The sequence below is a fragment of the uncultured Pelagimonas sp. genome (assembly GCF_947498515.1).
GTDB lineage: Bacteria > Pseudomonadota > Alphaproteobacteria > Rhodobacterales > Rhodobacteraceae > Pelagimonas.
Genome location: NZ_CANMKO010000004.1, coordinates 66,616 through 84,089, shown reverse-complemented (window position 1 = coordinate 84,089; position 17,474 = coordinate 66,616). Strand labels below are relative to the sequence as shown.

Sequence of the window (17,474 nt, the reverse complement as noted above, 5' to 3'; positions counted from 1 at the left end):
ATCTAGACGATTGTGAAAAGGGGGGGGATGTATCATTCTGATTTTGAAGGCGAATTGCAAAGGCCCAAATTCCCATTCCGTGTGTTTCCGCCATTATTTGGGCTTACTACCGCGATCTTGTTTGCGACGAAGTTTGCGGATGATTGGCGTTTTTTGACCGACTCATGGGTATTGGCGGTGATATTTTTTCTTTCTCTGGCCGCTGTCATCTTCCGCGCGGCCCAAGATTTCCGTTCGTTTCGGGCGGCTTTGTCGAAACAGGGTACGATCTTGCGAATAGATGCAGATGGCTGGTCAATGAATGGCGAGCTGGTGGTTCCTTGGGACCAGCTGAGGTCTATTGAACTGCGCAGAGCGAAGAGGCGTCTGATCGGATCATATGTGAACTATTCGACACAAGATGGCGGACGAACAAGTGCTGTTTTGACCTTTGGCGCTTTGCCTACGGAACAGGCTGAACGTTGTCTGTCCGCAATCAAGCACTACGTCCCTGATGCCGATGCCCCTTGGCAAGATCAACTGGCCCGGCGCGGTTCGCGGTAGGGCACATCCCTCCAAACTGTAACGCTTTTAACAAACTCGTGCGCAACTCTGTGATGACATCCGGCTCTGGCCTTCCTATCTGCGCTATGGAATATCTTTGCACCACAGTGCGGCGGTGCAGGCGCGAGAAGACACAGGAAGACTGGGGACAGCCATGAGCGACTTTGATTTTGACCTATTTGTGATTGGCGGCGGTTCGGGCGGCGTGCGCGCGGCGCGGGTTGCGGCGGGGGAAACCGGGGCCAAGGTTGGCCTTGCCGAAGAAGACCGGTATGGCGGCACCTGTGTTATTCGCGGCTGTGTACCCAAAAAGCTGATGGTGTTTGCCTCGGGCTATCCCGAAAAAGTGGCCGAGGCGCAGGCCTATGGCTGGGACATGACGTCCGGTGATTTCAACTGGGATCATTTCCACGGCAAACTGGCGGCCGAGCTGGACCGCCTTGAAGGCATCTATCGCAAACTGCTGGCGGGGAGCGGGGTTGAAACCTTTGACGCCCGCGCCAAGGTTGTTGATGCCCATACAGTTGAGCTTTCGACCGGTGAACGTAAGACCGCCAAACATATCCTTTTGGCGATGGGCGGACGCCCAACAATGCCCGACATTCCCGGTGCGGAACTGGCGATTTCGTCAAACGAAATCTTCCACCTTCCTAAGCTTCCCAAGAATATCCTCATTGTCGGTGGCGGTTATATCGCGTCGGAATTTGCCGGGGTGATGAATGGCTTGGGTGTGAAAACCACGCAGTTTTATCGCGGCGCGCAAATTCTGCGCGGCTTTGACGACGAAGCGCGCGGCTTGATTGCCGAAGAGATGATTCAAAAGGGTGTTGACCTTCACCTTGGCACCAATGTGCTTGAGATGAAAAAGGTCGATGACGGCATTTGGGTCAAGGCCACCAATGGGTCCGAGCATGTGTTTGATCACGTGATGTTTGCCACCGGGCGCAAGCCAAACACCGATGACATGGGCCTTGAAGAGGTGGGCGTGAAACTTGGCCGCAAGGGCGAGGTTCTTGTGGACGAATACAGCCAAACCGCGGTGCCGTCGATCTATGCGATTGGAGATGCGACGGATCGGGTTAACCTCACACCGGTGGCGATCCGCGAAGGCATGGCCTTTGTCGAGACCGTTTTCAAGGGCAACCCAACCCCGGTGGATCACGAGTTGATCCCAAGCGCGGTGTTCACCCAGCCCGAATATGGCACCATTGGCCTTTCCGAAGAGGCGGCGCGCGAGCAGGAGCCAATCGAGGTCTATGCGACCTCGTTCAAACCGATGCAGTCAAGCTTTGCCGGATGTTCGGATCGGGTTTTGATGAAATTGATCGTGTCCCAAGCCAATCGCAAGGTGCTGGGCGTGCATATCGTCGCACCAGCGGCGGGTGAAATGATCCAATTGGCCGGAATCGCCGTAAAAATGGGTGCAACCAAAGAGGATTTCGACCGAGTGGTTGCAGTTCACCCGGTTATGGCCGAAGAACTTGTCACAATGCGGAACCCCACGCGGACTGGTTGAATTTTAACCAAATCACGCACAGGTTACTGTAAGAGAGACGCCAAACGACCAAAGAAGGACGACACTTCATGGCAGGAAACAGCGGCGGCCCCTGGGGGGGCGGCGGAAATAACGGCGGCGGCAATGGCGGCGGTCAGGGCGGCGGCAACAACGGTCGCGGCCCCCAAGGCGGTGGTGGTAAACGCCCCGACGATGGTCAGATCCCCGAAATTGATGAGCTGATGAAAAAAGGCCAGGAACAGCTGCGCGTCCTTATGGGCGGTCGCGGTGGCGATAACGGCGGCGCGAAACGCGGCGGCGGGTCGGGCGGTTCCGGTGGTGGCTTTAACAAAGGAACGGCCGTTTTTGGCGCGCTGATCCTTGTTGGTCTCTGGGCCTTTGGAAGCTTTTACACAGTCAAACCTGAAGAGCAGTCGGTTGAGCTGTTCCTCGGGGAATACTCCAGCACCGGTGAACCGGGTCTGAACTTTGCGCCATGGCCGTTTGTGACGGCCGAGGTGGTGAATGTGACGTCGGAACGTTCGGAAACCATTGGCGGGCGCGGTGGCGACGGCTTGATGCTAACCACGGACGCCAATATCGTTAATATTGACTTCCAAGTGGTTTGGAACATCACCGATCCGGCCAAATACCTGTTCAACATTGCCGACGCGCAGTTGACGGTTCAGGCGGTGTCCGAGGCGGTGATGCGCGAAATCATCGCGGCGACCAACCTTGCCCCAATTTTGAACCGCGATCGTGGTTTGATCGCCGATACGGCGATGGAAAACATTCAAGCCACGCTGGACGAATACGAATCCGGTATCACAATCGTTCGTGTGAACCTTGCCAAGGCTGATCCGCCCGATGAGGTTATCAACGCATTCCGCAAAGTTCAGGAAGCTGAGCAAGAGCGTGACCGTCTGGAACGTCAAGCGGATGCCTATGCCAACAAGGTTGTGGCCGAAGCCCGCGGTGACGCGGCGCAGGTTCTTGAACAATCCGAAGGTTACCGTGCCCGCGTGGTCAACGAAGCCTTGGGTGAAGCCGCGCGCTTTACCTCGGTTCGTGATGAATATGTGAAGGCCCCAGAAGTGACGCGCAAACGTCTTTATCTGGAAACCATGGAAAGCGTGTTGGGGGATGTTGACAAGATGATCCTTGATCCCAGCTTGACGGGGGAGGGCGGTGTTGTGCCGTATCTGCCTCTGAATGAGTTGAACCGGACCGGAGGCAAAAACTAATGCGTAAGACAGCATATTTACTCCCCGCCTTTGTCATCCTTTTGGTGATTGTTCTGTCAGCAGTCTTTGTTGTGGACGAACGTCAAAAGGCGCTGGTTCTGCAGTTTGGTCAGATTAAGGATGTCAAAGAAGACCCCGGCTTGGCGTGGAAAATCCCGCTGATCCAAGAGGTTGTCTACTATGATGATCGTATTCTGAGCCTTGATACAGATACCATCGAAGTCACCCCATCCGATGACCGTCGTTTGGTTGTTGACGCCTTTGCCCGTTACCGGATCGCTGATGTGGTCAAGTTCCGTCAGGCGGTTGGCGTTGGTGGCATTCGTGTCGCAGAAGACCGTCTTTCCGGTATTCTCAACTCGATGATCCGAGAAGTCTTGGGTGCCGATCAGGTAACCTCGGACCGGATTTTGTCGGTTGATCGCCGTGGGCTGACCAACCGGATCCGTGATCGTGCCCGTATTCAGGCGCTGTCTTTGGGTCTTGACGTTGTTGACGTGCGTCTCAAGCAAACCAACCTGCCGGCCACAAGCCTTGAGGTGACTTTTTCCCGGATGCGCGCCGAGCGGGAACGTGAAGCGGCGGATGAGATCGCCCGTGGTAACGAAGCGGCCCAGCGTGTTCGCGCGCTTGCCGATCGTACCGTGGTTGAAACCACCTCCGAGGCGGAAAAAGAAGCCAACGTGATCCGCGGTGAAGCGGATGCGGAACGTAACCGGGTCTTTGCCGAAGCCTATGGCGCGGATCAGGAGTTCTTTGCCTTCTATCGGTCTTTGCAGGCCTATGAGGCGGCGCTGCGCGGGTCGAAAACGACAATGGTTATGACTCCGGACAGTCAGTTCTTTGACTATTTCGGCAGTGAAAACGCCGCACCAGCCCAGTGACACCACGTCAGTGAGCTGGACGGACATATTAACGGGGATCGGTATGCTCCTCGTGATCGAGGGGCTGGTGTACGCACTGGCCCCTTCGCTTGTCGAACGCATGCTTGAGGCGCTGCGCGAGATGCCCTTGGACACACGTCGGGTTTTGGGGCTGGCAACGGTTGTGACCGGGGTTTGCATCCTGTGGTGGGTGAACTGAGTATTTTTCCGAGTGAGTTTTGAAAATGCATCAAGAGGTTTCGGGGCGCGATGGTGAGTTTCGTTTCGGTGGTGATGTCAGCCTATCCAATCTCCGCTCCATTCGACCTGATCACCCCCTCGAGTCGCTGTACTTGGAAGATTTCGCACTATTGCATCGGGATTTGGCCTTAGAACTGGTAAGCTGGCCTGGAATTGAAACGATGGTGCTTAACGGCCCGGTGACACGTCAAGCGATGCGCCAGCTTGTGAACACTCCCAGCCTTTCGCAGCTTGAAGTCAAAAACATCCATCAGCATGGACGTTTGGACGGGCTCGACATCCCGACGAGGCTTGCCTCGGTTAAGATCGGCTTTGGGGCCAGAGCAAAGGACATCTTTGCAGTCGCGAAAGGGAAAGGTTTGGCCGAACTTAGTTTGGAGCATTCGTATTGCAGCACCAAGGCAATGACGGCTTTGTCGACCTTGCCGTTGCTCAAAACCCTACATCTCGAAGGGGCGATGTTCACTGACGAACATGCGGCGGCGCTGTCCAAAAGTTCGAGCATCCGTCACCTTTATGTGCAAACCACCCAGATCGGGCGAGAGGGGTTGACCGACCTGTGCCGCATGGAACAACTTGAAACCCTTGATATTTGGGCAACTGGAGTAAAGGCCGAGGACCTTGCGCTTTTGCAAGATTTGCCGAATTTGACCGATTTGTCCGTTGGGCAATTCGAAGATGAAGGCTCGTTGACGGCGGAAGATGTCTTGCCACGGATTGCCAAGCTGAAGGGGGTAAAGCGGATATGGCTGGATGGAATAACGCTCTCTCAGGATCAGAAAACAGCCCTGCAAGAACGTTATGACCATGTGCAATTCTCCTGATTGGACGACCTGCGTCATGCGATATTTCGCTCACTCTCCCTTCACAATTGCTTGAAGTCAGGTTTTCCCGCCTTTGGTGTTGCGCAGGCGCACCTATCTTTGTCACACTAGCAGGAGGCAGGACGCGGCGCGCACCAATGCGGGCCCACACCTGACAATGACAAGGAGTGCCAAGTTTGAAACCCCAATCCCTCGCTTTGACCAAGGACGATGTGACGCCGCTCAGGCTGTTCTGGCTGACGACGCTGTCGATGGTTCTGATCTTGTCGCAATCTTTGATGGCGCATGCGCGTGGCGCGCCCGAAAGCTTTGCTGATCTGGCTGAACGCATCAGCCCATCGGTCGTGAATATCACCACTTCTACCGTCGTCGAAGGGCGTGCCGGCCCGCAGGGTATCGTACCCGAAGGATCGCCATTCGAAGATTTCTTCCGCGAGTTTCAGGACCGTGGCGGCGAAGATGGCGACCGCCCACGTCGTAGCTCGGCCCTTGGTTCGGGATTTGTGATTTCCGAAGACGGCTATGTTGTCACCAACAACCACGTGATCGAAGGGGCCGATGAGATTCTGATTGAGTTCTTCGAAGGCTTTGAATTGCCTGCGAAACTGATCGGAACCGATCCAAATACCGATATTGCGCTTCTCAAAGTCGAAGCCGAAGAACCGCTGAAATTCGTCAGCTTTGGCGATAGTGACACCGGCCGCGTTGGCGATTGGGTCATGGCGATGGGCAATCCGCTTGGCCAAGGGTTCTCGGTCTCTGCCGGGATCATTTCCGCCCGCAACCGCGCCCTAAGCGGCACCTATGACGACTACATTCAAACAGACGCGGCGATTAACCGGGGCAACTCGGGTGGTCCGCTGTTCAATATGGACGGTGACGTGATCGGTGTGAACACTGCGATCCTTTCGCCCAATGGTGGCTCGATCGGGATCGGCTTTTCCATGGCGTCCAACGTGGTGACCAAGGTTGTCGATCAGCTCAAAGAGTTCGGCGAAACCCGCCGTGGTTGGCTGGGTGTGCGCATTCAGGACGTGACCGATGATGTGGCCGAAGCTCTGGGTCTTGAAGATGCCAAAGGCGCGCTTGTGTCTGATGTGCCGGATGGTCCTGCCAAAGAGGGTGGCATTCTGGCCGGTGACGTGATCGTCAATTTCGATGGCGTTGCGGTTGAAGACACCCGTCAGTTGGTCCGCGTTGTTGCCAATGCCCCCGTTGGTCAAACGGTCCGGGTGGTTGTAAACCGTGGTGGTGAAACGCAGACACTCAAGGTGACCTTGGGCCGTCGCGAAGAAGCCGAGGGCAAAGCCCCACCCGCGCAAGAGGACACGCCAGAAGAGCCATCAAAAATGGAACTGATGGGCCTGACCCTCAGCCCGCTAACCGATGAGATCCGGGGTGAGCTTGGTCTTGGCAAAGACGCCGGTGGATTGGCCGTTGTTGCGGTTGATGAAGCCTCGCCCGCGTTTGAAAAAGGCCTGCGCGCCGGGGATTTGATCACCGAAGCCGGGCAAAGCCCAGTGGCAACATTGGACGATCTCGAAAAGCGGATTGATGAAGCCAAAGAGGGCGGTCGCAAGTCGATCCTGCTTTTGGTGCGTCGCGGTGGAGACCCCCGTTTTGTGGCGCTAGGCCTAGACGAATAATCATCCCTTACAAACGTAGAAAAAGGCACCCTTTTGGGTGCCTTTTTTGTTTGTTGGAACAGTGGCAGCTTGGTTACAAACTGCTGCGATCCACGGCGACAAGGCCGAGGCTGCGGGCGGTTTCAAGTGACATCTGGCCGCTGTCCAGACCACGTTCGTTTTGGAATTTGCGAATGGCGGCGGTGGTCGGGGCGTCGAGTTGCCCGGTGACATTACCGTGGAAATACCCGCGTGCGGCAAGGGCGCGTTGGGTTGAGGCAACAAAATCCGGGGTCATTTGATAGCCGCAGGGGGCCTCAAACCGCATCTCACCACGCGGGGTCACAACCCGTGGAACCGGTGCCTTGCGATAGATTGGCGGGCGGATCACGGTGCCATCTTCGGCGATTTCCGCCTGGACGACCTGAACCTCACCCATGACCTGTTCATAGACAGCAGGGGTGATTTCACGGGCCCAACAACGGCCATCGCGATCGGGTTCGGCCATAGGCGGCGGGCCAATGGGAGTGGCGGCACGGGTGACGGGCTGCGATGCAGTGCATGCAGCAAGTAGCGCCAACGCGGAAAGCGGTGCGGTCCATTTCATCAATCTGCTCGGGCCTCTTGTCGTGCCTTAGTTTGGCAGTGACGTTAGCCGGTTTTGCCGATCTCGCCAAGCTTTGGGTCCAAAAGCATATCCAACATGTCAGAAATATCTTCGATTGTGTCCGCAATGACATGGGTGACGCCATTGTCACGCTGAATACGGCCGGTGACGCGCAGCATGCGCCCGGCGATGACCGCACGGCGGAAGGCCTCGTACATTTTGCGCCAGACGATGACGTTGACGATTCCCGTCTCATCCTCAAGCGTGAGAAAGATCACCCCATTGGCGGTGCCGGGGCGTTGGCGCAGGATCACCAGACCGGCCACAGTGATGCGCGCGCCATTTGGCGGTTCAACCAAACGGCAGGCTTGCAGGGCCGAGGGGGGCAGGGGCCAGGGGGGCGGATGTCTCATGTGAACAAATATAGAACATTGGTGCGGCGAGGCAAGTTTGTTGTGCCCCGCGACATTGGAATGCCGCAAAGGGGCTGGCAGAGAGTTAAGTGGCACACTAGGTATGTGCGCAAATGTTTATTGGAGAGCGGTGAAGATGGCGAAAATCACCTATATCGAGCACAACGGCACGAAACATGAAATCGAAGTGGCCAGTGGGCTTACCGTGATGGAAGGCGCGCGCGACAATGGCGTGCCGGGCATCGAGGCGGATTGCGGCGGGGCCTGTGCCTGTTCCACATGCCACGTCTATGTTGATCCGGCTTGGGTCGAAAAGGTTCCGGCCAAGGATGATATGGAAGAAGACATGTTGGATTTCGCGTTTGAGCCCGATCCGGCCCGCTCGCGCCTTACCTGTCAGATCAAAGTGACCGATGATCTGGATGGTTTGGTTGTGCAACTGCCTGAAAAGCAAATCTGATGTTGAAAAGGGCGCCGCGTCTCCTGTTGCGCCCTTTGCGCCGCCTTGTGCGCGGCGGGATGCTGATGTCGAGCCTGTGGATGGCGGGGGCTGCCGCGGCAGACACGATATCGCGCGCCTATTACGAAAAGCCAACGGCGCGATACGCGCATGGTGTGCTTGGCGATGATATTGAATACAGCGCTTTGGTGATCCAATCGCCCGGTAAACCTGGCAAAGAGGCGTCGAAGTTGTTGGTGAACAAGCTTGTTGTTCGAACGAATAAGGTCATTGTTCGGTTGCCGGTGGACCATGTTTTTGAAGACATCGCGCCGCGCATCATAACGCTCAAGACGTCAAGCGGCCCCAAAGAGGCGGTTATGGTGGTCGAAACCGACGTCCGGCTTGGGGCGCAACTGGCGTTGTATTCTAGTTCCGGCGTAAAACTGGCCGCGACGCCGCATATTGGCCAACGCAACCGCTGGCTGGCCCCGATTGGGGCCGGCGATTTGGACGGGGATGGCAGGATCGAAGTTGCCTATATTGATCGCCCGCATCTGGCCAAAACCCTACGTGTCTGGCGATATGAGAATGGCCAGCTGAGCGAAGTGGCCGCGGCCTCGGGGTTTAGCAACCATCAGATCGGCTGGGATTACATCGAAGGCGGTCTGCGCGACTGTGGCAACGGCCCTGAGATGATCGTGGCGTCGGGAAATTGGCGCGAGGTTCGAGCCGTTCGATTTGACGGGTCCAAACTCTCCTCTCGGCGATTGGGGGCCTATAGCGCGGCGGCGATCAAACAGGCGATGGCCTGTAAATAGGCTTGGGTAAATAACCACAACCTCATTGCGGCTATTTTGCCTTGTCCTCTTTGCTTTCTATACAATTGGCGCTAGGGCATGGCGTTATGCGAATTCTGTTTCTAGGCGATGTGATGGGCCGTGCCGGGCGCGCCGCCATCACCGAAAACCTCCCCAAGCTGCGCGATGACTGGCGGCTGGATTTTGTTGTGGTCAACGGCGAGAACGCGTCGAATGGCATGGGTCTCTCGGGGGAACATGCCAAGCTGATCTTGGGCGCGGGGGCCGATGTGGTCACCTTGGGTGACCATGCGTTTGACCAAAAAGACATGCTCAGCTTTATCGAAAGTGAGCCGCGCGTGCTCCGCCCGATTAACTTTGCCAAAACTGCGCCGGGGCGCGGTGTTGGATTGTTCAATGACCGTCGAGGCCGCAAGGTTTTGGTGTCTCAGGTGTTGGGGCAGGTGTTCATGAAACGCGCCTATGATGATCCGTTTTCAGCCATGGATGATGTGTTCCGTCGCCACCCTTTGGGTGGTCAGGCCCAAGCGATTTTGGTCGATATCCACTGCGAAGCCACGTCCGAGAAAATGGGCATGGGGCATTTTTGCGACGGCAAGGCCAGCCTTGTGGTTGGCACCCATACCCATGTGCCCACGGGCGATGCGCAAATTTTGCCGGGCGGCACCGGATACATGAGCGATGCGGGCATGTGCGGCGACTATAATTCGGTGATCGGCATGGAAAAAGCCGAACCGATGCGCCGTTTTGTGACCGGCATGGTCAAGGGGCGCTTTACCCCGGCGACGGGCGAGGCAACGCTATCGGGGGTTGTTGTCGAAACCGATGACCGAACCGGCAAAGCGACGTCTATCACACCGATCCGCCATGGTGGCCGTTTGCAAGCCTCCGGGCTCTGACTGCGGGGAATTGCCCTTAAACTTGGCCTTGTTACCATCGCGCCGGTCGGCCACAATGACCATCGGTTGAGGGATAACAGAGCAGAGCATGCATTTTATTGAACTGAGCCAGACGGGGCAGGCAGGCGTTGCCATTGCTGTGGTCATCGTGATGTTTGCGTTGTTTTTGCGCGACATTTACCCGACAGAAGTTACCGCACTTGGTGGCGTTGCGGTTCTATTGATCACCGGCGTTCTTCCCTATGACGATGCCTTGGCGGTGTTGTCGAACCCCGCACCTTGGACCATTGCGGGCATGTTTATCGTCATGGGGGCCTTGGTGCGCACCGGGGCGTTAGACGCCTTTACCAACTACGCTCAGGCCCAGGTGCTTATCCATCCGCGCACCGCAATGGCGGCAATTTTGGCCGTTGTGGTGGTGGCATCCGCCTTTATGAACAACACGCCAGTTGTGGTTGTGATGCTGCCGGTCTTTGTCCAATTGGCCAAAGCGCTGGGGTTGGCCCCGTCCAAGCTGTTGATACCGCTAAGCTATGCGGCAATCTTGGGGGGGACGTTGACCCTTATCGGAACCTCGACCAACCTGTTGGTTGATGGGGTGGCGCGGACCCAAGGGATGGAACCGTTTACGATTTTCGAAGTCACGCCATTGGCGGTCATTTTAATCGCGTTTGGGATGGTTTACCTTGCGGTCATCGGTCGGTTTTTACTACCGGACCGTACGTCAATGGCCGGTATGCTTTCAGACAGATCGCGCATGAAATTCTTTACCGAAGCCATCGTCCCACCAGATTCCGATCTGATCGGCCGCGAGGTGCTTGGGGTCCAGCTGTTCAAACGCGATGGTGTGCGCCTTATCGACGTGATCCGCGGCGATGCATCCTTGCGGCGCAACCTCGAAGGCGTCGAATTGCAGGTCGGTGATCGCGTGGTTTTGCGCACCCAAATGACCGAGCTGTTGTCGCTACAACGCAACAAATCCCTTAAACGGGTCGATCAGGTGTCGGCCAAGGAAACCACCACGGTTGAGGTGCTGATTTCCCCCGGTTGCAAGATGATTGGGCGCAGCCTTGGGGCCCTGCGTCTTCGGCGGCGCTATGGCGTTTACCCTTTGGCGGTGCACCGGCGAAACCAAAACATAGGCCGTCAGCTTGATGATTTGGTGGTGCGCGTTGGTGACACGCTTTTGCTCGAAGGCAACCCGGAAGACATCCAAAGGCTGGCCGAAGACATGGCGCTTGTTGATGTGTCGCGCCCCTCGGCAAGAGCGTTTCGTCGTGGCCATGCGCCCGTCGCGTTGCTGGCTTTGGCCGGGATCGTCATTCTGTCGGCGTTGGGGGTGGCTAAAATATTGCCACTTACGATTATTGCGGTCGCCATCGTTCTATTGGCACGCTGTATCGACGCTGAGGAGGCGTTTTCCTTTATCGAGGGGCGCTTGCTGGCGCTGATCTTTTCGATGTTGGCGATTGGCGCGGCGTTGCAGGCGTCCGGTGCCGTCCAGATGATCGTCGAGGCCATCGCCCCGCATTTGATGGGCCTGCCGCCGTTTTTGTTGATCTGGGCGGTCTATTTTCTAACGTCTGTTTTAACCGAAGCGGTGAGCAACAACGCTGTTGCGGTTGTGGTGACCCCCATCGCCATCAGCCTTGCCAGCGCAATCGGCGTCGACCCGCGCCCTTTGGTGGTTGCGGTAATGGTGGCTGCGTCTTGTAGCTTTGCCACGCCAATTGGCTATCAAACCAACACGTTGGTCTACGGTCCTGGTGGCTACAAATTCACCGATTTTGTCAAAGTGGGCTTGCCATTGAATATCTGCATCGGCTTGATTGCGTCGTTGTTTATTCCGATGTTCTGGCCGCTCTAAAACCACAATAGCCTCGCGAGGATCAGGTCTTCTTCTTTCCCTAAATCTCCCGGGGTGAATGCGCCCTTGGGCGCAGAGGGGCTGGCCCCTTAATCCTTCACTTAACCGTAACGCGCAACAAAAGCTGTCAAGATTTTTTCGGGCGCTGAAATGTCCGCCGAATGACAAATGTCGATTAGCCGGTCGGCGTCGTCTGGGGCGAAATAACCTTTGTGACGATAGAACTTGATCCGTGTTTCGAATTCTGCCCCATCGGCTTCGGGATGAAATTGGGTGGCGTAGACATTCGCACCATAGCGGATCATCTGAAACGGGCAGGGGCCTGAGGCCAGCAAATGCACCGCGCCCTTGGGCAGTTCTTGCAAGGCTTCTTTGTGACCAACCAAAGCGTCAAAAGCCGCGGGTACATTTTGTAAAAGCGGGTCTTTTGCGCCATCAGGGGTAACTTCACATGTCGTCGGCCCAACGGGTTCACCATAGCGTGCCTTGGACACGTCCGCCCCAAGGTGATGGCCCAAAATGCCAATCCCATAGCAACAGCCCATAAACGGCACATCCGCTGCGGTGATTTCAGGCATCAAAGATAGACATGCGGCTTCGATGCACGCCTCAACCGGCGTTTTGTCTTCGGGCGCATCCGACACACAACCCGGACCGCCGCCGACAATAACGCCGGCATAACCATGCACATCCAACCCCGTGGGGAGCTCTTCCCGGTCAAGGCAAATGCGATGAACACGCGCGTCATCCAGTCCGGATTTGTCCAGCATGGCGCGATATTCGCTGTCGCTGACTTCGGGTTCCGGGCGCAGTTGCAATAAGAGAAATTTAGCCATGTTGCATCGCCTAGCGCAGCCTGCCGGGCTTGCCAAGCCCAAGCCCAATCCAATCTCGGGTCTTCCATCGGCAAAGCCGCCTTGGAAACCCGTGCCCAATAGCCTATAGAATGCGCCAAACAGGACGATCAGATACGAGGCGACACCATGGCCGGCCATTCCAAATGGGCAAATATTCAGCACCGCAAAGGTCGTCAGGACAAATTGCGGGCCAAATTGTTTTCCAAGTTCTCTAAGGAAATCACCATCGCAGCCAAGATGGGTGATCCTGATCCAGAGAAAAACCCGCGTTTGCGTTTGGCCGTAAAAGAAGCCAAGTCAAATTCGATGCCCAAAGATAACATCGAACGCGCGATCAAGAAATCGGTCGCAGGCGAAGGTGATGATTACGAAGAAATCCGCTATGAGGGCTATGGCCCCAATGGCGTGGCGGTTATCGTCGAAACATTGACAGACAACCGTAACCGCACCGCGTCGACCGTGCGCTCGACCTTTACCAAAAACGGCGGCAACCTTGGCGAAACCGGGTCGGTTGGGTTCATGTTCGATCGGGTTGGTGAAATCGTTTATCCGGCGGATGCAGGTGACAATGACACCATTATGGAGGCCGCCATCGAAGCGGGGGCCGAAGATGTCGAAAGTTCGGAGGATGGCCATGTCATCATTTGTGCGGACACCGATCTAAACGAGGTTTCGACCGCTTTGGAAACCGCGTTGGGCGAATCCGATTCAACCAAATTGATCTGGAAGCCGACCACCACGACCGAGCTGGACTTGGACGGAATGGAAAAGTTGATGCGATTGATCGATGCGCTTGAGGATGATGATGACGTTCAGCGCGTCACCGCCAACTTTGAGGCCTCTGATGAGGTTATGGAACAGCTCTCATAAGCTGAGATATATCATGTGCTGCAGGCAGACATGCCTGCGGCCACGGCCACAATTACGGCCACAATAACCTGTTATGCCTGGGCTGCTAGGCTGGCCAAAGACAGGTCGGGAAGACCGAGAAACGCGCAAGCGCTTTGATCTGAATCGACGATTTTGACGTCTAATTCATTCCCCTTAACATCTACAAGTGACGTGAACATCCGGGCCAATCCATAGACAAGTGGGCCACTCTCGATCAACGCCACCTTCGGAGTTTCTCCCATTTCTTTATGATGGCTGAGGAGTTCCGATACGTAGTTCAGCATATCCCTGAATTTTATATCAACATGAGTAATCGCGCGTAGATCGTCGATTTCACACATGCCAACGCGGTAGCAGGGGTGGCTATAGGTCTCTTGCTGACTGCGTTGAACGTCGGCAAGTGTGACGAAGCCGGAATACCGGATATAGACCAAGTTATATTCGGGGATAATTTTTGCACGTACAGGCATAATGAACTCTTCTGGAATGATGGCCGACGTCTTCACTTTTGTTTGTGGGTTCCACAAAAGAAATTGAGCAAATGGGCTAGGGTTTCCTTGGGGGCTTCTTCCGGAAGGAAATGACCACAGGCAAGGGCCTTGGCCTCCACCGTTTTTGCGTATTGGCCCCAGACTTTGGGCACATCGTAAAGCGTTCCGACAACGCCGTTTTCCCCCCAGAGAACTTGAACCGGCATGGATAGCTTTGTCCCGGCATCGACCCGATCGTGTTCGAGGTCAATGGTCGCGGCGGCGCGGTAGTCTTCGCAGGTCGCATGGATACAGGCGGGATCACGAAAACAGCGCATGTATTCCTTGACCGCTGCGGGATCAAAGGCAGCAGGGATGTCTTTGCTCCAAGCTTTGAGTTTGCTGTTCAGATAGTAATCGGGGTCGTGCCCAATCAAGGTTTCGGGAAAGGGGGCGGATTGGATCAGGAAAAACCAATGGTAATAGGCGGTGGCAAAACGCTGGTCGGTTTGCGCATACATATATTCGGTTGGAGCAATGTCGAGAAACGACACCGCTTTGATCCGGTCACCATAGTCCCGCGCCAAACGGTGGGCGACACGCGCGCCACGATCATGCCCGGCAACGCAAAACTGATCATGCCCAAGGATCGTCATCAGCTCGGCGATATCCGTGGCCATGGCGCGTTTGGAATAGGGGGAGTGGTTGGCATCTGAGGGCGGCTTGTCGCTATCTCCGTAACCGCGCAGATCGGGCAAGATCACTTTGAACCCTGCCGCTACCAGAGATGGCGCAACCTTGTGCCAACAAAGATGGGTTTGCGGGTAACCGTGTATCAAAACAATAGCCGGCCCAACTCCGGCTTGCCGAACCCGAAGCGATATCCCAGATGGCAGTGTTACTTTGTGATCGTCAAACCCGTCCAACATATAGCGGCCCCCCATGCGCACAGGTTTTCAGGTTCACAAGTGCGTGGCAAGCAATGAGTTTTCCGCGCCGCCAATGTCCGCGGGTTGGATCGCGAGGGCTTCTGCCAAAAGGGTGTGGAAGATGCGCGAGATGACCAAAGACACCCACGGGACCAAAACGATAAAGTCGGCTGATTTCTGGTCGTGTCGAAGGAGATATTGGGGAGGGGGCACAAGAAAGGTCCGGCCCAATCAAAGGCCGGACCCAAATGCGCTATGGGCATACACCGCCGATGTCTAGGTATTTGCCATAGACCCAGCCATTGGGGTCAGGTTGCCCCCATAGTGGGTTGAGGCATCTGCCGGACATGCATTGCACACGGTACCAGTTCCCGGCGCGATCCCAGACGGCAATTTCGTCACCGCGATACAACTCACCGATCTGTTGATACTTGGACCCCGGACCAGTCCGCACCGCCAAAAAGCCGTTGCCTTTGGCGTGGTTGTATTGGCTGATCGGGCGAACTCCGGTCACATAGCCTGTACAATCTCCGGCAAGGGCTGCACCGGCGGTCATCGCCACAGCGGCAGCTGCGGCAAGGGTGATAAGATGTTTCATGGTTGTCCTCCCCTCATTTGTGAGCGTCGGAGTGTCAGAGGGCTTCGACCCCGACAGGCAAATAATACCGGACAAGACATATTCCGTCGTTGATATGAGTCATACTGTCGAAGCGGGCAACGCTTGCCGACGTGCCAAAGCTGGCCTATCAAACCGTCATGTTATTTCGCGCGATCCTTTTGCTAACTGTGGTGGTTTTACTCTCTGCCCTTGCAACATGGTACTTTGGCAAGGACGTGTTGATCGCTTTGGGGCTGATCCTTGTTCAGCTCAAGATCATCTTCAAAAAGACAGCGACCTTGGAATTGCCGGTCTTTATGATCTGGTTGAAAACCCATGCTTCGGCGTTTTTCAAAATCGAGTTGATCAAGAAATGGATCATGTCGACGCTGATGCCGATGGTCTTGGGCAAGGCGGTGTTACGCCGTCTGGCCGGGTTTTTCACCCGCTACATCGAGGCGGTGCAGGCACGTTATGCAAAATTGTTCCAATGGTACCAAAGCCTGTCCGGTATTGAGAAATTTGTCTCGGGGCTGATTTTGGTTTTTGCGGCGCTGGCCTTGTCGGTGAGCACCGTTGGCCTTTGGCTGATCCTGTTTTCGGTTCAAGTGCCGTTATGGATTGTTGCCAGTGGCACGGCTTTGGGGCGTCTCATCTGGGTCAGTGTTCAGAAAATGGCGTTTAAGGCCGTGGCGTTTTTGCAATTGGGGTTGTTGTGGAAGGGCGTGCAAAAGCTGCTTCCGGAAAGTCTGCTCAAGCGCAAACGCGCCTTTGACTACCGGGTCGCGCGGGCTGTGATCCGACGGCGGCGTATGACCGTGCGCCAATTGGCCGATCGCAAAGATAGCCTTCCATTCCGGATGGGGTTGATGGTGGACTATCTGTTTGGCACCGGCAAATCGGATCAGGGTTGAACCAAAGCCGCGCGCGCGCTTTGAACAACGGCATCAGTGACCGGTTTCAACGCCGGGGCAAGAACGCGGCTCACTTGCCAGACAAGCGGAACATCCCACGTGGCCTGATCATTCAATGGCACAAGCCGACCACGGCGCAAAGCCCGGCGCACCAAAGGTTCCGGGTTCATGCCCCAGCCAAGACCGGCAACAGCGGCATCAACAAAAGCATGGGTTGAGGGCAAATAGTGGCTTGGGGGTGTTGCACGCGGGGCCCCTTGGGCGGCCATCCAATCCCGTTGCAGACCGTCCTTGGTATCAAACACCAAACAGGGGGCTAAGTTGAGACTGCCTTGGGTGATACCCTCGGGGAACCAACGGTTGTGAAACTCGGGCGAGGTGGTGGCGACATAGCGAATGGCCCCAAGAGGATAGGCGTCACAGCCCGGAATGCTTGGGGTCGAAGTGATTGCGGCGCTCACCGCCCCGCGTTTGAGCCAATCGGCGCTATGGTCCTGATCGTCCAATTCAAGATCAAACAAGATGTCGGGCAATTGCACCATGGTTTGAACAAACCAAGTGGCAAGGCTGTCGGCATTGATCGCGATCCGCAGGTGGCGTTGGGCGTCAGAGGCTTCAAGCTGCAAATCGCGGGTCAGGGCGTTTTCCAACAAGCCGATATCCTCGGCATGTTTGGCGATGCGAAGCCCATGGGGCGTGCCGGTACACGGTGTTCCACGATTGATGAGGGTCGAGCCGACCCGCTCTTCCAAGGCTTTGATCCGTTGGGAAATCGCCGACGGGGTGACATGAAGCGCATTGGCGGCGGCGTCAAAGCTGCCATGGCGCAAAACGCCCGATAGCGCGGCGAGGTGGTGGGGATCAAATTGCATTAGTCAAACTAATCTACCTGTAGTTTCTTTAATTTGATTGCT

Annotated in this window: 20 protein-coding genes; 13 read left to right on the top strand and 7 right to left on the bottom strand. The window is 56.0% G+C overall.

Annotation, left to right across the window (positions count from 1 at the left end):
* The first annotated feature begins 177 nt into the window (after positions 1 to 177).
* From Q1A43_RS09235 to Q1A43_RS09205, 7 genes are all read left to right on the top strand, one after another.
* The gene (locus Q1A43_RS09235) at positions 178 to 543 is read left to right on the top strand and encodes a hypothetical protein (protein WP_299934328.1); all 366 of its coding nucleotides are present in this window, start codon (positions 178 to 180) and stop codon (positions 541 to 543) included.
* Between the two features lie 154 nt (positions 544 to 697).
* Positions 698 to 2,059, top strand: coding sequence for a glutathione-disulfide reductase (gor, locus tag Q1A43_RS09230; protein WP_299923974.1), 1,362 nt, complete (start codon positions 698 to 700; stop codon positions 2,057 to 2,059).
* 68 nt (positions 2,060 to 2,127) lie between these two features.
* Positions 2,128 to 3,282, top strand: coding sequence for an FtsH protease activity modulator HflK (hflK, locus tag Q1A43_RS09225; RefSeq protein WP_299923971.1), 1,155 nt, complete (start codon positions 2,128 to 2,130; stop codon positions 3,280 to 3,282).
* Positions 3,282 to 4,166 carry a protease modulator HflC gene (locus Q1A43_RS09220; protein ID WP_299923968.1) on the top strand — a complete coding sequence of 295 codons (885 nt, stop codon included), beginning with the start codon at positions 3,282 to 3,284 and terminating at the stop codon, positions 4,164 to 4,166. The genes hflK and Q1A43_RS09220 overlap by 1 nt, the downstream gene beginning before the upstream one ends.
* A 10-nt stretch (positions 4,167 to 4,176) precedes the next feature.
* Complete coding sequence (locus Q1A43_RS09215; RefSeq protein WP_299924136.1) at positions 4,177 to 4,365, top strand: DUF2065 domain-containing protein; 189 nt, start codon at positions 4,177 to 4,179, stop codon at positions 4,363 to 4,365.
* A 25-nt stretch (positions 4,366 to 4,390) separates the two neighbouring features.
* Entirely contained in the window at positions 4,391 to 5,230 is an 840-nt protein-coding gene (locus tag Q1A43_RS09210; RefSeq protein ID WP_299934326.1) for a hypothetical protein, read from the top strand.
* A 176-nt stretch (positions 5,231 to 5,406) separates the two neighbouring features.
* The gene (locus tag Q1A43_RS09205) at positions 5,407 to 6,876 is read left to right on the top strand and encodes a DegQ family serine endoprotease (protein ID WP_299923962.1); all 1,470 of its coding nucleotides are present in this window, start codon (positions 5,407 to 5,409) and stop codon (positions 6,874 to 6,876) included.
* 73 nt (positions 6,877 to 6,949) lie between these two features.
* Here the strand turns inward: Q1A43_RS09205 and Q1A43_RS09200 are convergent, their stop codons facing one another.
* On the bottom strand, positions 6,950 to 7,462 hold the full coding sequence (locus Q1A43_RS09200) for a peptidoglycan-binding protein (protein WP_299923959.1): 513 nt from the start codon (positions 7,460 to 7,462) through the stop codon (positions 6,950 to 6,952).
* 44 nt (positions 7,463 to 7,506) lie between these two features.
* Positions 7,507 to 7,875: an OB-fold nucleic acid binding domain-containing protein gene (locus Q1A43_RS09195; RefSeq protein ID WP_299934324.1), complete on the bottom strand. Its 369-nt coding sequence runs from the start codon at positions 7,873 to 7,875 to the stop codon at positions 7,507 to 7,509.
* Positions 7,876 to 8,011: 136 nt separating this feature from the next.
* Here Q1A43_RS09195 and Q1A43_RS09190 point away from each other — a divergent pair, with 136 nt between their 5' ends.
* The 4 genes from Q1A43_RS09190 to Q1A43_RS09175 all read left to right on the top strand — a co-directional run bounded on the left by Q1A43_RS09190 (position 8,012) and on the right by Q1A43_RS09175 (position 11,901).
* The gene (locus tag Q1A43_RS09190) at positions 8,012 to 8,335 is read left to right on the top strand and encodes a 2Fe-2S iron-sulfur cluster-binding protein (RefSeq protein WP_299923954.1); all 324 of its coding nucleotides are present in this window, start codon (positions 8,012 to 8,014) and stop codon (positions 8,333 to 8,335) included.
* Between the two features lie 65 nt (positions 8,336 to 8,400).
* Complete coding sequence (locus Q1A43_RS09185; RefSeq protein WP_299934322.1) at positions 8,401 to 9,135, top strand: VCBS repeat-containing protein; 735 nt, start codon at positions 8,401 to 8,403, stop codon at positions 9,133 to 9,135.
* Positions 9,136 to 9,221: 86 nt separating this feature from the next.
* Positions 9,222 to 10,034 (top strand): TIGR00282 family metallophosphoesterase, encoded by an 813-nt coding sequence (locus Q1A43_RS09180; RefSeq protein WP_299934321.1) that lies wholly within the window; start codon positions 9,222 to 9,224, stop codon positions 10,032 to 10,034.
* 88 nt (positions 10,035 to 10,122) lie between these two features.
* On the top strand, positions 10,123 to 11,901 hold the full coding sequence (locus Q1A43_RS09175; protein ID WP_299923945.1) for an SLC13 family permease: 1,779 nt from the start codon (positions 10,123 to 10,125) through the stop codon (positions 11,899 to 11,901).
* Positions 11,902 to 12,002: 101 nt separating this feature from the next.
* On the opposite strand, the gene Q1A43_RS09170 is transcribed toward Q1A43_RS09175, so the two are convergent.
* Positions 12,003 to 12,737 carry a glutamine amidotransferase gene (locus Q1A43_RS09170; protein ID WP_299923942.1) on the bottom strand — a complete coding sequence of 245 codons (735 nt, stop codon included), beginning with the start codon at positions 12,735 to 12,737 and terminating at the stop codon, positions 12,003 to 12,005.
* A 147-nt stretch (positions 12,738 to 12,884) separates the two neighbouring features.
* Between Q1A43_RS09170 and Q1A43_RS09165 the strand changes: the two genes are divergently transcribed.
* Positions 12,885 to 13,628 (top strand): YebC/PmpR family DNA-binding transcriptional regulator, encoded by a 744-nt coding sequence (locus Q1A43_RS09165; RefSeq protein ID WP_299923939.1) that lies wholly within the window; start codon positions 12,885 to 12,887, stop codon positions 13,626 to 13,628.
* A 71-nt stretch (positions 13,629 to 13,699) separates the two neighbouring features.
* On the opposite strand, the gene Q1A43_RS09160 is transcribed toward Q1A43_RS09165, so the two are convergent.
* From Q1A43_RS09160 to Q1A43_RS09150, 3 genes are all read right to left on the bottom strand, one after another.
* Positions 13,700 to 14,155, bottom strand: coding sequence for a hypothetical protein (locus Q1A43_RS09160; protein WP_299934320.1), 456 nt, complete (start codon positions 14,153 to 14,155; stop codon positions 13,700 to 13,702).
* Positions 14,152 to 15,063 carry an alpha/beta hydrolase gene (locus Q1A43_RS09155; RefSeq protein WP_299934319.1) on the bottom strand — a complete coding sequence of 304 codons (912 nt, stop codon included), beginning with the start codon at positions 15,061 to 15,063 and terminating at the stop codon, positions 14,152 to 14,154. The genes Q1A43_RS09160 and Q1A43_RS09155 overlap by 4 nt, the downstream gene beginning before the upstream one ends.
* A gap of 238 nt (positions 15,064 to 15,301) precedes the next feature.
* On the bottom strand, positions 15,302 to 15,646 hold the full coding sequence (locus tag Q1A43_RS09150; protein ID WP_299934318.1) for an SH3 domain-containing protein: 345 nt from the start codon (positions 15,644 to 15,646) through the stop codon (positions 15,302 to 15,304).
* Between the two features lie 158 nt (positions 15,647 to 15,804).
* Here Q1A43_RS09150 and Q1A43_RS09145 point away from each other — a divergent pair, with 158 nt between their 5' ends.
* Complete coding sequence (locus tag Q1A43_RS09145) at positions 15,805 to 16,560, top strand: hypothetical protein (RefSeq protein WP_299934317.1); 756 nt, start codon at positions 15,805 to 15,807, stop codon at positions 16,558 to 16,560.
* On the opposite strand, the gene Q1A43_RS09140 is transcribed toward Q1A43_RS09145, so the two are convergent.
* A complete protein-coding gene (locus Q1A43_RS09140; RefSeq protein ID WP_299934316.1) occupies positions 16,551 to 17,432 on the bottom strand; it encodes a LysR family transcriptional regulator ArgP in 882 nt (293 codons plus the stop codon). The two genes, Q1A43_RS09145 and Q1A43_RS09140, sit on opposite strands and share 10 nt — an antisense overlap.
* Between the last annotated feature and the right edge of the window lie 42 nt (positions 17,433 to 17,474).

Bases quoted from the DNA above. Each gene is read 5' to 3' on its own strand.
- gor (WP_299923974.1), top strand. From the start codon at position 698: ATGAGCGACTTTGATTTTGACCTATTTGTGATTGGCGGCGGTTCGGGC.
- hflK (WP_299923971.1), top strand. From the start codon at position 2,128: ATGGCAGGAAACAGCGGCGGCCCCTGGGGGGGCGGCGGAAATAACGGC.
- Q1A43_RS09220 (WP_299923968.1), top strand. From the start codon at position 3,282: ATGCGTAAGACAGCATATTTACTCCCCGCCTTTGTCATCCTTTTGGTG.
- Q1A43_RS09210 (WP_299934326.1), top strand. From the start codon at position 4,391: ATGCATCAAGAGGTTTCGGGGCGCGATGGTGAGTTTCGTTTCGGTGGT.
- Q1A43_RS09200 (WP_299923959.1), bottom strand. From the start codon at position 7,462: ATGAAATGGACCGCACCGCTTTCCGCGTTGGCGCTACTTGCTGCATGC.
- Q1A43_RS09195 (WP_299934324.1), bottom strand. From the start codon at position 7,875: ATGAGACATCCGCCCCCCTGGCCCCTGCCCCCCTCGGCCCTGCAAGCC.
- Q1A43_RS09190 (WP_299923954.1), top strand. From the start codon at position 8,012: ATGGCGAAAATCACCTATATCGAGCACAACGGCACGAAACATGAAATC.
- Q1A43_RS09185 (WP_299934322.1), top strand. From the start codon at position 8,401: ATGTCGAGCCTGTGGATGGCGGGGGCTGCCGCGGCAGACACGATATCG.
- Q1A43_RS09180 (WP_299934321.1), top strand. From the start codon at position 9,222: ATGCGAATTCTGTTTCTAGGCGATGTGATGGGCCGTGCCGGGCGCGCC.
- Q1A43_RS09175 (WP_299923945.1), top strand. From the start codon at position 10,123: ATGCATTTTATTGAACTGAGCCAGACGGGGCAGGCAGGCGTTGCCATT.
- Q1A43_RS09170 (WP_299923942.1), bottom strand. From the start codon at position 12,737: ATGGCTAAATTTCTCTTATTGCAACTGCGCCCGGAACCCGAAGTCAGC.
- Q1A43_RS09165 (WP_299923939.1), top strand. From the start codon at position 12,885: ATGGCCGGCCATTCCAAATGGGCAAATATTCAGCACCGCAAAGGTCGT.
- Q1A43_RS09155 (WP_299934319.1), bottom strand. From the start codon at position 15,063: ATGGGGGGCCGCTATATGTTGGACGGGTTTGACGATCACAAAGTAACA.
- Q1A43_RS09150 (WP_299934318.1), bottom strand. From the start codon at position 15,646: ATGAAACATCTTATCACCCTTGCCGCAGCTGCCGCTGTGGCGATGACC.
- Q1A43_RS09145 (WP_299934317.1), top strand. From the start codon at position 15,805: ATGTTATTTCGCGCGATCCTTTTGCTAACTGTGGTGGTTTTACTCTCT.
- Q1A43_RS09140 (WP_299934316.1), bottom strand. From the start codon at position 17,432: ATGCAATTTGATCCCCACCACCTCGCCGCGCTATCGGGCGTTTTGCGC.